A 12,577-nucleotide genomic window follows, 5' to 3' on the forward strand; every position below is an offset into this window, starting at 1 on the left:
AGTACCGCAAGCCGTTCGACCAGCTCTTCGGCGATCCGGACGTGCGCGCCCAACTCGGCGATCCGGACGTGACGTTCGCGCTGACCCAGCTCGTCGGCCCGATCGTCTTCGCAAGGCTGGTCGGGCTCGAACCTATCGGCACCGCCGACTGCGCACGACTCGTGGACGACTTCTCGGCAGCCAGGGCGAGCGACCGCGACCGTCGCGGCTGATCGAGCGGGGCGCGTGGACGAGGACGATCCGGACGGCAGGTAGCATCGGCGTGCTCGGCGGACGACGAGGAAACCGGTGAAAGTCCGGTGCGGTCGCGCCACTGTGGAAAGCCAGACCCTCCCCGGCGAGCAGCGAACCCCCGATGGGCGCGTCACCCGAGGAAGGCTGCCACCCGTGATTGTGCTGTTGTCCACATCCGACACCGATCTGCTCAGTGCCCGCGCCAGCGGAGCCGACTATCGGTGGGGAAATCCGGCTCGCCTGCTGGTCGACGACCTGCCCGGCCTGCTCGACGGCGCCGATCTGGTGATCGTGCGCATTCTCGGCGGCAAGCGGGCCTGGGAAGACGGGCTGGAGGCGCTGCGGGCCAGCGGGATCCCGCTCGTCGCCCTCGGCGGCGAGATCGCCCCGGACGCCGAATTGATGGAATGCTCCACCGTCCCGGGCGGCGTCGCGGCCGACGCGCACAACTACCTGGCCGCCGGTGGCCCGGAGAATCTGCGCCAGCTGCACAATTTCCTGTCCGACACCGTGCTGCTGACCGGCCACGGCTTCGAGCCGCCGATCCAGTTGCCCAGTTGGGGCGAATTGGATCGGGTCGCCGCTGAGCATCCCGATGGGCCGACCGTGGCGGTGATCTACTACCGCGCCCAGCATCTGGCGGGCAACACCGCCTACGTCGACGCCCTCTGTACCGCGATCGAACAGGCGGGCGCGCGGGCGCTGCCGCTGTACTGCGCGTCGCTGCGCACCGCCGAACCCGCGTTGCTCGAAACGTTGCGCCGCGCCGACGCGCTGGTGGTGACGGTCCTGGCCGCGGGCGGCACCAAGCCCGCCATCGCGTCCGCGGGTGGCGAGGACGAGATGTGGGATGTCGGCGCGCTCGCCGACCTGGATGTGCCCATCCTGCAAGGACTGTGCCTGACCACGGGCCGCGCCCAGTGGGAGGCCAACGACGACGGGCTGTCACCGCTGGACGTCGCCACCCAGGTGGCGGTGCCGGAATTCGACGGGCGGATCATCACGGTCCCGTTCTCGTTCAAGGAATTCGACGCCGACGGCCTGTCCACCTACGTCCCCGACGCCGAGCGCGCCGCCCGTGTCGCGGGCATCGCGACGCGCTACGCGCGGCTGCGTCACATCCCCGCCGAACGCAAGCGCATCGCCGTCATGCTGTCGGCCTACCCGACCAAGCACGCCCGCATCGGCAATGCCGTCGGTCTGGACACCCCGGCCAGCGCGATCCGCCTGATCACCGAAATGCGCTCCGCCGGTTACGATCTGGGCGCACCCGGCGAGATTCCCGGCCTGGACGAACAGGACGGGGATGCGCTCATCCACGCCCTGATCGCCGCCGGAGGCCAGGATCCCGACTGGCTGACCGCCGAACAGCTGGAGGGGAACCCGATCCGCATCGGCGCAGCGACCTACACCGCCTGGTTCGACACCCTGCCCGGCGACCTGCGCGAGGCCGTCGTCGAAGCGTGGGGCCCGCCGCCGGGCGAACTCTACGTCGACCGCTCCGCCGACCCGGCCGGTGAGATCGTCATCGCCGCAATGCGTTTCGGCAACGTCGTACTCATGGTGCAGCCGCCGCGCGGTTTCGGCGAGAACCCCGTCGCCATCTACCACGACCCTGATCTGCCACCCAGCCACCACTATCTGGCGGCCTACCGGTGGCTCAGCGCGCCCGAGGGTTTCGGCGCCGACGCGATGGTGCACCTGGGCAAGCACGGGAACCTGGAGTGGCTGCCCGGCAAGACGCTGGGTATGTCGGCCTCTTGCGGCACTGATGCCGCTCTCGGTGATCTGCCGCTGATCTATCCGTTCCTGGTGAACGATCCCGGCGAGGGCACCCAGGCCAAACGACGCGCACACGCCACCCTGGTGGACCATCTGATCCCGCCGATGGCTCGCGCCGAAACCTACGGCGACATCTCGCGATTGGAGCAGCTGCTCGACGAGCACGCCAACATCTCGGCCCTGGACCCGGCCAAGCTGCCCGCGATCCGTCAGCAGATCTGGACGCTGATGCGCGCCGCGAAAATGGACCACGACCTCGGCCTCACCGAGCGTCCGGACGAAGAATCCTTCGACGACATGCTGCTGCACGTCGACGGCTGGCTGTGTGAGATCAAGGACGTGCAGATCCGCGACGGCCTGCACGTTCTCGGCTCGGCTCCGGCCGGGGAGAGTGAACTCGACCTGGTGCTGGCCATGCTCCGCGCGCGTCAGCTGTGGGGTGGCGAGCGCACCGTGCCCGGCCTGCGCGAAGCCCTCGGCCTCGACGAGTCGGGAGGCGAGGCGCGTGAGCGCGTGGATGCCGTGGAAGCGCGTGCCCGCGCGTTGGTCGCGGCGTTGCAGGCGGCGGACTGGTCGCCGGAGGCGGTCGACGGTATCGCCGACGACCCGCAGGTGCGCCTGGTGCTGCGGTTCGCGGCCACGGAGGTGGTGCCGCGCCTGCGGCAGACCGGCGTGGAGATCGACCGCGTCCTGCACGCGCTCGACGGTGGGTTCATCCCGGCAGGCCCGAGCGGGTCGCCGTTGCGCGGCCTGATCAACGTCCTGCCGACCGGGCGCAATTTCTACTCGGTCGATCCCAAGGCCGTGCCGTCCCGGCTGGCCTGGGAGACCGGGCAGGCCATGGCGGAATCCCTGCTGGAGCGCTACCACGCCGACCACGGTGAATTCCCGCGGTCGGTGGGTCTGTCGATCTGGGGTACCTCCGCGATGCGCACCTCCGGCGACGACATCGCCGAAGTGCTCGCACTGCTGGGCGTGCGGCCGGTCTGGGACGAGGCCAGCCGCCGCGTCCGCACGCTCGAGGTGGTCTCGCTCGCGGAACTCGGCCGCCCACGCATCGATGTCACGGTGCGCATCAGCGGCTTCTTCCGCGACGCCTTCCCGCACGTGCTCGCCCTGCTGGACGACGCGATTCGCCTGGTCGCCGATCTGGACGAGCCCCACGAGGACAACTACGTCCGCGCGCACGCCCAAGCCGATCTCGCCGAGCACGGCGACCAGCGGCGCGCCACCACCCGCATTTTCGGTTCCAAGCCCGGCACCTACGGGGCGGGCCTGTTGCAGCTGATCGATGCGAAGAGCTGGCGCACCGACGACGACCTCGCCGAGGTCTACACCACCTGGGGCGGCTACGCCTATGGGCGCGATCTCGACGGCGCGCCCGCCGCGGAGGACATGCGCGGCGCGTATCGCCGGATCGCCGTGGCGGCCAAGAACACCGACACCCGCGAGCACGACATCGCCGACTCCGACGACTACTTCCAGTTCCACGGCGGCATGGTGGCCACGGTGCGTGCGCTGACCGGCAAGAACCCGGAGGCCTACATCGGCGACAGCACACGCCCGGACGCGGTGCGCACCCGGACGTTGTCGGAGGAGACGGCACGGGTGTTCCGGGCCCGGGTGGTGAACCCTCGTTGGCTCGAAGCCATGCGCAGGCACGGCTACAAGGGCGCGTTCGAAATGGCCGCGACCGTCGACTATTTGTTCGGCTACGACGCCACGACCAACGTGGTGGCCGACTGGATGTACGAAAAGCTGACGGAGAGCTACGTTTTCGACGAGGCGAACCGAAAGTTCATGGAGCAGTCCAATCCCTGGGCGCTGCACGGGATCACCGAACGGTTGCTGGAGGCGGCCGAGCGGAAACTGTGGGAACGTCCCGAAAAGGACACGCTCGATCGACTGCGGCAGGTCTACCTGGAGACCGAAGGGGAGCTGGAGTAGGGTCCGCCCATCCCATTTTCCGGATTCGTCACGAAATGCGCTGTCGTGCAGGGCATCTTGGGAATACCAACTGTCCGAAGCAGTGATGTGTAACGTCTATAATCGCTGATGTTCCATGGCTGTACCCAGGTAACGACAGATCGATTCTGCTGAGGATGGGAAAGCTCATGAAGTTCAGGAAATTGGTAGCGACCACGCTGCTGACCATTGCCGCCACCGGCGTCACGGCGGCTACCGCCTACGGGCAGGCCGAAATCTACGATCCCGCGCTCGGCGACGACGTCGTGGCCTCCTCCGTCGTCGTCGCGCCGGACCGGTCGAGCGCGACGCTGACGCTCGCCTCCGGCACGTTCGCCGTCACACCGGACGTGATCACCGTGCTCGCGCCGGACGGCGAGATGGTGGCGACGGTGCCGACCACTCTGCGATCCGCGATGGGGCAGCAGGTCGCGGTTGCTCCGGAAATCAACGCGGACGCAACGACTTTGACCCTGACTCCGGTCGGCGCCGCCATTCCGGAGCCGGGTGCGCCGCAGTTCGTCGGTGATGCCGGGAGTGCCCTGGGCGGCGTGCTGATCGGCTGCGCCATCGGCGCCGTGGTCGGTCTGATCTTCCTCATCATCGGCGTGTTCCCCGGCTGCGTGCTCGGCGGCCTCATCGGCGGTGTCGCGGGCGCGGTCCGGTAGTCGCGTCTGCGTGAGTGGTGCGATCGGCCGCTCCCGGTCTCCGTCCGGTGGCGCGGCCGATCGTGCCTCCGTGCCGAGCGTCTAGCCCGCTTGGGTCATGCACGGCTCGACGGTGAAGTCGAGCCCGAAATTGTTCAAGGTCACCGGCAGCGGAGCGTCCGGGTTGGGGCGCGGCGTGGACCGCAGCCGGAAGTCGGCCGACGTCAGCAAGTGCGCGAGCAGCGTGCTGGTGACGAACAGCACCAGGTTACGGCCGGGGCAGTCGGCGGGGCCCGCGCTGAACGGCACGAGTTGGGGATACTGCTCCGCGCGGCCGTCCAGCCAGATCTCCGGGACGAACTGGTCGGCGAAGGGCAGCAGTTCGGCATCCCGGTGGAACGCAGGGACCGCGATCATCAGCGCAGCGCCCGCGGCGATGGTGAAGCGCTCGTCGCCGTCGCGCCACTCGGTATCGGCGGTGATGTCGCGCAGCAGCATGGGTGTGGTCGGCCACAGCCGAACCGACTCGAGGACGCAGGCGCGCAGATAACCGCGCAGGTCGACGCGTTCCGGATCGACGGCGTCGGCGAGTGCGCGGGCCTGGTGCTCGGGGTGAGTGCTCAGCACCGCCAGTGCCCGGCTCAGCGCGATGCCCGCCGCGTCGAAGGCGAACAACCAGTGCGGTATCTGCCCGACCGGATCGGTGGCGCCGCCCGCGGGCACCGCGGCCAACGCTCCGGCGAGACTGTCCGGCGAAGCGGACTCCACGTGGCGGTACAGCCGGTTGGTGAACTGGTCGCGCTGCCTGCGATGCGCAGGCGCGAGGAACGACCAGTTGCCCGCCGAGCGCAGCCGGGAGAGTTCGTCGGTGAGCACGGTGTCGTCGCGTCCTCGCTCGCCGAGCACGATCCGCCGCACCAGCCGCCACCAGCGCGTGGTGAACTGCCGCGCGTCCAGGTGGCCGCGGTGCAGGGCGGACAGGATCAACTCGCGCGCCTCCTCCGCGATCGCCTCGGCGAACGGACCGGCCAGGCGATGCAGCGGCTCGGCCGAGTCCAGCGCGGCCTCGTTCACGGCGCGGCGCTGGTCACGGATCGGTCCCTCCGAGAGCAGGACGCCGTGCGGCTGGAACTGGCGCAACGCGGCGCGCTTCTCCCGATTCGCCGGACTGAACGGCGTCGGCGCGTCGGCCAGCACCCGTCCCACGTCATGCGGATCGAGAACGACCACGATCCGGCGACCCGGCACCACGAGCTCGACCGGGCCGGCGCCGAACTCGCGCCGCAACTGCCGCACGCGCTCGATCGCCCTGGAATCGGCTCCGGTGCGTTCCAGCAGGCCCAGCACCGGCCTGCGCCGGGCGATGACACCCGAGGCGACCGAGGCGAATCCGAGATCCGCCAACGCCGCCACCGCGGGCACTCCCACCAATCGGTGTTCGCGGGTTTCTGCCATACGGCCTCCTCCCGGTGCGCTCTGGTCGACACGGTGCCGACGACCGGTCACATACCCGGCGACACGGGGTCGAAACCGCGTCGCGGGCTGAGCGGCACCGATGCGGTGCCGGGAAGCTCAGTTCGGCGCCTGGGTCTCGTTCACCGCGAGCGCGTCCTCGACCGAGTCGAACACCGTGAGCAACCGGTCCAGCGCGGTCACCTCGATCGGCCTGCGCGCGGCGTCGCTGGGGACGACGCGCAAGCCGCCGGAGCCGGTGGCTTCCGAGGCCGCCAGCAGGACGCTCAGCCCGGCGGAGCCGAGGAACCCGACGTTGGTCATGTCCACCACGACGGCGGCGGGTGCGTCGCGTAGCGCCTCGTCGAGAGCCGATTGCAAGCGCGGCGCGGACGCCATGTCTATCTCGCCGTGCACGGTGACGACGACCGTGTCCTCCGCCGACCGCACCTCGACCTCCAGCGCCCGGGGCGCGCTTTCGGAACTCACAATCCACCTCCCGTGCCGGCGACGCGTCCTCGGCAGTACGCCACGTCGACCTCCGCTCCGGTTCACGTCTCTTGCGCACGGGTTCTCGGCGCAGAGAGCGACCACTCCGCGGCCAACTTACCCCATCCCGTCGTGCGCTAATCACACTGTGCGCCCGGTCGCGCCTCCGACCAGGCGGTCTCGTGCGGCCGGACAAGCTCGTTGCACCGGTCCGACAGCTTCCCGTCCGTCGCTCGGGGGAGCCGTGACACAAGAGCCGACCTGTAGGGGGCCGATCCCCCCGCACACCGAATTGCCGCCGTGACTCGAGAACGTCGAGTCACGGCGGCAGTGATTTCGAGCTGCGGCGATGCGCCGCGTTATTCCGGCCAAGTGCCGGTGAGCGATTCGTAGCCCGTCGCGCCCGCGCGGTCGATCGCGGCCTTGACCAGGCCGAAAACCGCGCCCTGCAATGCCGCGGCGAAAAGCACCTCGCGCCAGGAATGATCCCGCGCGGTCGACGTCGGGGCCTGCCGCTCACCGGTGATCTGCTTCCACACCTTGGTGAACACGGCGTTCGCCGCGAGGCCGCCGAGCACGCTGATCAGCAGGCCGAGTGGTTTGTAGAGCGTCTTCATCGCCGCCTCCGCACGATCTGCCAGACCACGGCCGCGAGCACCGCCGCGCCGAGGGCCGCGGGAATCGGATGGGCGCGCAGTGCGCCACCGGCCTGCCTGCCGCGTTCGGCCACCGGCTCCGGTGTGGCCGCCGCCACTCGGTGGACGAGGTCGGCCGCGCCCGTCCTGGCCTGCTGGGCCTTGTCCGCGACGGTGAGCGCCGCCTCGGACGCCGCGTGCTGAGTCGCCTCGACGGCGTCGTGCGCCTTCTCCTTGCTGCGCGCGGGCACATCGAGTTTGTGGCCGAGCTCTTCGACGGTGCGGCCGAGATCCGCCCTGGCCTGGTCGCGGTCGCGCCGCAGGGCCGCGACGTCGTCGGTGGGCCGCTCGGCCCCGGGTCGGCTGTCACTCATCCCCGCCTCCTGTCCTTGATCACCTCGATGTCCTCGCGAATGCCCTCGACCGCTTCCTGCGGGATCGGCGGATTCGCCTCTTCGACGCTCTTCTTCCCGGCCAGACCGAGCGCCGCCGCGACCACCAGCAGCGCGCCCGCGACGATCAGCGCGGACGCCCAGCCCGGCAGCACCTCGGTGAGGCCGAGCACCGCCGCGGCGACCAACGCCGCCCCGCCGTAGAACGCCAGTAGCGCCGCCACGCCCGCCAGGCCCGCTCCGAAGCCGAACCGTTTGCCCTTCTCCCGCATCTCGACGCGAGCGAGCTGGAGTTCGTCGCGGATGAGCCGGGACACCTGGGTGGTGGCGTCCTCGACCAGTTCGCTGACCGACCGTGCGTTCGTGGGCGGGCGAACCTGTGTCGTCCCGGTCATGAGACCTCCTTCGGCATGTCACACCTCCTGCCCGGCGACTACCCGCGCGTCCGAATTCCAATCGGAGGCCGCGGCCGGTCCGGCGGGGGAGGGGTGTGCGACGCGCGAAGCGGCCGGCGCCAGACCGTAGCTCGCGATGAAACCGAAGCCGTTGCGGCGCAAGCCGAATCGCTACGAGGTCATTCGATGTACGGGCCGAGCTGCGGAATCGCCTCGATCGGGTGCCGCGCCCGCAAGCCCGCGCCGACGTCCTGGAAGTGCCAGGCGCCCTCGGTGCGACGCACTCGGCCGAGCACCAGGCCGGTGTGCGAGCCGCCGCCGGTCAGCTCGTGGCGGGCGAGCTGGGTGCCCGCCACGGTGTCGATCACTCGGCAGTACGCGTTCGCGATCCGCTCGAAGGTCTGGCCGGTGTAGCAGGTGATGAGGAACAACACCGTCGTCACCTGCGCGGCGAGGCGGGACAGATCGACGCTGATGATCTCGTCGTCGCCCTCGCCTTCTCCGGTGATGCTGTCGCCGTGCAGGCGGACGGCCCCGTCGGTCGAGCTGAGCTGCTCGTGGTACACGACGTCGACGAGCCGGTCCGCGGCGAAGAGCAAGGCCGCGACGTTGAGATCGATCTCCTCGCGCCGGCCGAAGAAGCGCGAACGGGTGGCCGGATCCCAGCCGAGCGCCACGGTGACGTGTTCGAGCGGGACGCCACGCTCGTCGCGGAGCTCGGTGCGCATCGGTGATCTCCTCTGCGTCGGAAAGCGGGCGCGGGCACGGCGGCCTTCGGCGCGTCCGCCGACGTTCCGGGCCGAAACCATCGGAACGACTTCGGCGGACCCGGAGCGTACCCGTTTTCGGTTCGAATATGGCGAGAATCCAATCCGCGAGACGGTGCGCCGCGAAGTCAAGGCATGCGGGTTGGCACGAGACAGGTGCGCCCAGACCGCGGTGCGGGTCCATCCACGCATGGTCGTACGCCTGCGGAGTCGGCGGTCCGTTCGCGCGTCGAGGTCGCGGCGAGGCCGCGATCGGCGCACCCAGGGCTGCCGGTCGGGTCGGTCGAAGGTGACCGGCGATGACCGGCGCCGAGCCGTGTCGCGCGAATCTGCTCGATCTGGCGTACCCGTACGCGATGGACGCGGTGGCCGAGATCGAGCGCAGGCGCATCGAAAACCGCGTCGCGACAGCCGAATCCGGCACCGCAGCGGCGTTCGCCGGCGCGGTGCGGCGTATCCGGGACACGTTGGCGGCACTGAGCGCGACCTCCGCGGTGAATCCGCCAACCACCCTCGAGTCGAAGATCCTGCGGGCGATCGATGATTCGAGTCCGAGCGCGGACCAGCGCGGCCGACCACGCAGCGCATAGCCACCGTGGTGCTCAGCTGAGCGGCGCTCCGGTCGCCGGTGTCGCGCGGGAACTTCCCGGCTGGTCGCAGCCTTCGAGGGTCGAGCGCGCCACCTCCTCGACGACGTCGTCGATCTCCCCGCGCGCCCGCAGCGCCGCGATCTGTCGGTGCGCGCCGTTGCCGCGCGCGAGCAGGCGGCCGAACGCCTCGTCGACGAATCGGCGGTCGCCCGCGTCCTCCAGCGCGGGCGCGGCGTAGTCGATCAGCCGGCACAGCAGGTCGCGCACGGGCGCCACCGTGCCGTCACGAGGGTCGACGCCGTCTCCGGCCAGCCCCGAACGCGCTGCCTTCCAGTACGCCGCCCGCAACATCTCCGCGGGCACCTGCGGCGCGAGCTGCCGCGCCGCCAGCGATCTCTCCGCCATCACGACGACGGCGCGCACCAGCGCGGCCAAGAGCGCGGTCTCCTCGACGGTCGCCGGAATGTCGCTGACCCGTATCTCGACGGTCGGGAACGAGACCGAGGGGCGGACGTCCCAATAGACCATCTGCTTGTCCAGGATGCTGCCGCTGTTGAGCATCATCGCGACCATCGCCTCGTAGTGCCGCGCGGATTCGAAGTACGGAGGCGGTCCAGCGCTGGGCCAGCGCCGCCACAGGATGCTGCGCCAGCTGGCGAAGCCGGTCTCGGTGCCGCGGTAGATGGCGGAGTTCGCGGTCATCGCGAGCAGTTGCGGCAGCCACGGCCGCAGGTGGTTGCTGACCTGGATCGCGGTTTCGACGTCGGGGATGCCGATGTGCACGTGACAGCCCGACAGCCCCTGCTCGTGGGCGAGCATGCCGAAGTTCTCTTCGATGCGCTGGTAGCGCGGGGTCTCGGTGACCGGGAACTCGTGCGGGACGGTGGGCGGGATGCCGACCGCGAGCAAGCGGGCGTCGTTGCGCTCGGCGCAGGCGGCGATGCCACGGCGCAGGTCGCGCAACTGCTGGTGCAGTGCGCCGATATCGGTGTGGACCGCGGTGCTGGTCTCCACCTGACAACGGGTGAGTTCGAGTTGCAGGTCGATGCCGAGTTCCTCCGCGGTACGCGCCACCTCGACATTGCGTGCCAGCGGTTCGCCGGTGCGCGGGTCGACGAGCAGGAACTCCTCTTCCACCCCGATGGTCAGCCGCCCATCGTCCATGGATTGGCATTACCCACGGGCCGACGGGCTAGTCAACCGAACGAGTCGCGTTCGCCGATCGGTTGCCGGTCGGCTTCGACGCGGTTTGAACGGCCGGAGGGCGGCAACGCGAACGACGAGGGGCCGCAGGAGTTGTCGCATGTTTCGGATCGCTGCACGTGTCGCCGCTACCGGGGGCTGCGTCGTGATCGTCGCCGCTGCCGGCGCGGGGGTGGCCGCCGCGGGACCGACGTTGTCGGCGGACAGCCAGGAGGAGGGCGCCATCGCGGTGGGCAGCCAGCCGCCGTCGGAGAACTGGAACTGTGTGTTGATCGGCTCGGCCGAGGCGGCCGGTCCCCGGGTGGACATGGCCGGGACCGGCGAGAGCCGGGGCGGGTTCGCGGAGGGCAGTACCGTGGCCGCGGCCTGTGCCGGGCCGCACTGGCCGGTGGTGGCCATGACGACCGGTGTCACATCGCTCGACGATGCCGACTGATCTATCCGCGCCTCCCACGGGCGGTGCTACGGGAACAGCGCTGGGCGGGTAGGGCTCGATACTCTCGCTCCCATGCGGATCGTCGTCCTCGGCTCGGGCATTTCGGGTCTGTCCACCGCGGCCGAACTGCTCCGAGCCCGGCACGAGGTCATCGTCGTCAGCGCCGAGCCGATCACGGCGACGACGTCCTTCCTGGCCGCGGCGGTCTGGTTTCCGACCGCCGCCGGTCCCGCCGATCGCGTGCTGGCCTGGAGCGAGGCGACTTTCGAGCACTTGGCGGCGCTGGCCGCCGCGGAAGCGCCGGGCGTGCGGATGTGCGCGTCCATGGCGCTGTATCGCGACGAGCCCGCGATTCCCGCGTGGTCGCGGTCGGTGCGCTCGTTCCGGCAGGCCGATCGGGTGGACCTGCCTCCGGGCTACGGATTCGGATTCCGTTTCGAAGTTCCTTTGGTGGAGATGCCGACCTACCTGCCGTTCTTGAGCGCGCAGGTGGACGCGGCAGGCGCGCGTCGCGTACCGCGTGCTGTGCGGAGCCTCGATGATCTCGCGGACCTGTCGCCGGACGTCGTGGTGAACTGTGCCGGTCTGCGAGCCGCCGAGTTGGTGGGCGACCCGGAGGCGTATCCGATCCGCGGCCAGATCGTGCGGGTCGCGAACCCCGGGCTGTCGGTGTCGGTCCGCGACGAAGCCCATCCGCTCGGTCGCGCCTACGTCCATCCCCGGGCGAACGACTGCGTCCTGGGCGGTTCGCTGGACACCGGCGAGTGGGACACCACGCCCGACCCCGACCTCACCCGATCTATCCTGCGGCGCTGCCGCGATCTGGTCCCAGGGCTCGACGGCAGTGAGGTGCTGGACGCCGTGGTGGGACTGCGCCCCGGTCGCCGGGAAGTCCGCGTGGAACTCGACACCGCCGTGCTACCCGGCACGCCCGTCGTCCACAACTACGGCCACGGCGGCTCCGGCATCACCATCGGCCACGGATGCGCGCTGGAGAGCGCCGCGCTCGTAGCGGCGCTGTGAGCGGCGGCCGGTGCGTCGGCCGCGCTCAGTTGGCGTAACTGCGCGCCACCACCGAGTTCAGCGTCTCCAGGAATTCGCTGAGCACGCCGGGCTCGACCCGATCGCGCGCGGTGCGCCGTCCGGGGGAATCCGTGGCGGGTGCGGCGAGGCCCGCGTCGACGCTGTCGCGCAAGACGGCGTGCACCGCTTCGATCGGGATGCCCGCCTGGGCGCATCGGGTCGCCGCGTGCTCGAACCGGCCCAGCGCGAGACTGCCCGCCGCCTCGGCCGCGTCGACCAGGACGAGGGCCAGTTCCAAGCCCATTCTGATCAGCGCGTCGGGACCGCCGCGATGGGCGCCACGAGTGAATCTCGCGGACACTTCGGTGATGTCCCGATCTTCTTCGTGCGGGCCGATGTTCATGGCCCTCCCTCCGCGCGGCGACCCTGCTGCCACCGACGTTACGACGGGGATCGAAAGAATTCGACCGCGCGATGACGACTTGTGAGGCTTCACAGACGCGCGTCGCCCGGTTCGGGTGGTGTCCCCAACCGGAGGCTTGGACCTCGGCACGCCGACCCGGTCAA

14 protein-coding genes are annotated in these 12,577 nt (G+C 70.2%); 6 read left to right on the forward strand and 8 right to left on the reverse strand.

Features of this window, described 5'->3' with window-relative positions:
• The first annotated feature begins 41 nt into the window (after positions 1–41).
• The 3 genes from ABZW96_RS23165 (at position 42) to ABZW96_RS23175 (ending at position 4,649) form a co-directional block, all read left to right on the forward strand.
• The gene (locus tag ABZW96_RS23165) at positions 42–212 is read left to right on the forward strand and encodes a hypothetical protein (protein WP_355077604.1); all 171 of its coding nucleotides are present in this window, start codon (positions 42–44) and stop codon (positions 210–212) included.
• Positions 213–387: 175 nt separating this feature from the next.
• Positions 388–3,963, forward strand: a complete 3,576-nt coding sequence (gene cobN / locus ABZW96_RS23170) for a cobaltochelatase subunit CobN (RefSeq protein ID WP_355077606.1) — start codon at positions 388–390, stop codon at positions 3,961–3,963.
• A 167-nt stretch (positions 3,964–4,130) separates the two neighbouring features.
• A complete protein-coding gene (locus ABZW96_RS23175) occupies positions 4,131–4,649 on the forward strand; it encodes a hypothetical protein (protein ID WP_355077607.1) in 519 nt (172 codons plus the stop codon).
• 81 nt (positions 4,650–4,730) lie between these two features.
• On the opposite strand, the gene ABZW96_RS23180 is transcribed toward ABZW96_RS23175, so the two are convergent.
• The 6 genes from ABZW96_RS23180 to ABZW96_RS23205 form a co-directional block, all read right to left on the reverse strand.
• Positions 4,731–6,083: a cytochrome P450 gene (locus ABZW96_RS23180; protein ID WP_355077609.1), complete on the reverse strand. Its 1,353-nt coding sequence runs from the start codon at positions 6,081–6,083 to the stop codon at positions 4,731–4,733.
• A gap of 117 nt (positions 6,084–6,200) precedes the next feature.
• A complete protein-coding gene (locus ABZW96_RS23185; protein ID WP_355077611.1) occupies positions 6,201–6,569 on the reverse strand; it encodes an STAS domain-containing protein in 369 nt (122 codons plus the stop codon).
• A 359-nt stretch (positions 6,570–6,928) separates the two neighbouring features.
• Positions 6,929–7,186, reverse strand: a complete 258-nt coding sequence (locus ABZW96_RS23190; RefSeq protein ID WP_355077613.1) for a DUF4235 domain-containing protein — start codon at positions 7,184–7,186, stop codon at positions 6,929–6,931.
• A complete protein-coding gene (locus tag ABZW96_RS23195) occupies positions 7,183–7,578 on the reverse strand; it encodes a DUF3618 domain-containing protein (RefSeq protein WP_355077614.1) in 396 nt (131 codons plus the stop codon). Before ABZW96_RS23195 ends, ABZW96_RS23190 begins: the two co-directional genes overlap by 4 nt.
• The gene (locus tag ABZW96_RS23200; RefSeq protein WP_355077616.1) at positions 7,575–7,991 is read right to left on the reverse strand and encodes a phage holin family protein; all 417 of its coding nucleotides are present in this window, start codon (positions 7,989–7,991) and stop codon (positions 7,575–7,577) included. The genes ABZW96_RS23195 and ABZW96_RS23200 overlap by 4 nt, the downstream gene beginning before the upstream one ends.
• A gap of 179 nt (positions 7,992–8,170) precedes the next feature.
• On the reverse strand, positions 8,171–8,719 hold the full coding sequence (locus tag ABZW96_RS23205; protein WP_355077618.1) for a TerD family protein: 549 nt from the start codon (positions 8,717–8,719) through the stop codon (positions 8,171–8,173).
• Positions 8,720–9,057: 338 nt separating this feature from the next.
• Between ABZW96_RS23205 and ABZW96_RS23210 the strand changes: the two genes are divergently transcribed.
• Entirely contained in the window at positions 9,058–9,348 is a 291-nt protein-coding gene (locus ABZW96_RS23210; RefSeq protein ID WP_355077619.1) for a hypothetical protein, read from the forward strand.
• Between the two features lie 12 nt (positions 9,349–9,360).
• Here the strand turns inward: ABZW96_RS23210 and ABZW96_RS23215 are convergent, their stop codons facing one another.
• Complete coding sequence (locus ABZW96_RS23215) at positions 9,361–10,512, reverse strand: glutamate--cysteine ligase (protein ID WP_355077621.1); 1,152 nt, start codon at positions 10,510–10,512, stop codon at positions 9,361–9,363.
• 139 nt (positions 10,513–10,651) lie between these two features.
• Between ABZW96_RS23215 and ABZW96_RS23220 the strand changes: the two genes are divergently transcribed.
• Both ABZW96_RS23220 and ABZW96_RS23225 read left to right on the forward strand, forming a co-directional pair.
• On the forward strand, positions 10,652–10,987 hold the full coding sequence (locus ABZW96_RS23220; protein WP_355077623.1) for a hypothetical protein: 336 nt from the start codon (positions 10,652–10,654) through the stop codon (positions 10,985–10,987).
• Between the two features lie 72 nt (positions 10,988–11,059).
• Positions 11,060–12,010, forward strand: coding sequence for an FAD-dependent oxidoreductase (locus ABZW96_RS23225; protein WP_355077625.1), 951 nt, complete (start codon positions 11,060–11,062; stop codon positions 12,008–12,010).
• Positions 12,011–12,035: 25 nt separating this feature from the next.
• On the opposite strand, the gene ABZW96_RS23230 is transcribed toward ABZW96_RS23225, so the two are convergent.
• On the reverse strand, positions 12,036–12,413 hold the full coding sequence (locus ABZW96_RS23230; protein WP_355077627.1) for a hypothetical protein: 378 nt from the start codon (positions 12,411–12,413) through the stop codon (positions 12,036–12,038).
• Positions 12,414–12,577 lie beyond the last annotated feature (164 nt).

The organism is Nocardia sp. NPDC004168, assembly GCF_040610355.1.
Lineage (GTDB): Bacteria > Actinomycetota > Actinomycetes > Mycobacteriales > Mycobacteriaceae > Nocardia > Nocardia sichangensis.

Coding starts and splice junctions, on each gene's coding strand:
- ABZW96_RS23200 (WP_355077616.1), bottom strand. CDS start 7,991: ATGACCGGGACGACACAGGTTCGCCCGCCCACGAACGCACGGTCGGTC.
- ABZW96_RS23190 (WP_355077613.1), bottom strand. CDS start 7,186: ATGAAGACGCTCTACAAACCACTCGGCCTGCTGATCAGCGTGCTCGGC.
- ABZW96_RS23220 (WP_355077623.1), top strand. CDS start 10,652: ATGTTTCGGATCGCTGCACGTGTCGCCGCTACCGGGGGCTGCGTCGTG.
- ABZW96_RS23210 (WP_355077619.1), top strand. CDS start 9,058: ATGACCGGCGCCGAGCCGTGTCGCGCGAATCTGCTCGATCTGGCGTAC.
- ABZW96_RS23195 (WP_355077614.1), bottom strand. CDS start 7,578: ATGAGTGACAGCCGACCCGGGGCCGAGCGGCCCACCGACGACGTCGCG.
- ABZW96_RS23215 (WP_355077621.1), bottom strand. CDS start 10,512: ATGGACGATGGGCGGCTGACCATCGGGGTGGAAGAGGAGTTCCTGCTC.
- ABZW96_RS23180 (WP_355077609.1), bottom strand. CDS start 6,083: ATGGCAGAAACCCGCGAACACCGATTGGTGGGAGTGCCCGCGGTGGCG.
- ABZW96_RS23175 (WP_355077607.1), top strand. CDS start 4,131: ATGAAGTTCAGGAAATTGGTAGCGACCACGCTGCTGACCATTGCCGCC.
- ABZW96_RS23205 (WP_355077618.1), bottom strand. CDS start 8,719: ATGCGCACCGAGCTCCGCGACGAGCGTGGCGTCCCGCTCGAACACGTC.
- ABZW96_RS23230 (WP_355077627.1), bottom strand. CDS start 12,413: ATGAACATCGGCCCGCACGAAGAAGATCGGGACATCACCGAAGTGTCC.
- ABZW96_RS23225 (WP_355077625.1), top strand. CDS start 11,060: ATGCGGATCGTCGTCCTCGGCTCGGGCATTTCGGGTCTGTCCACCGCG.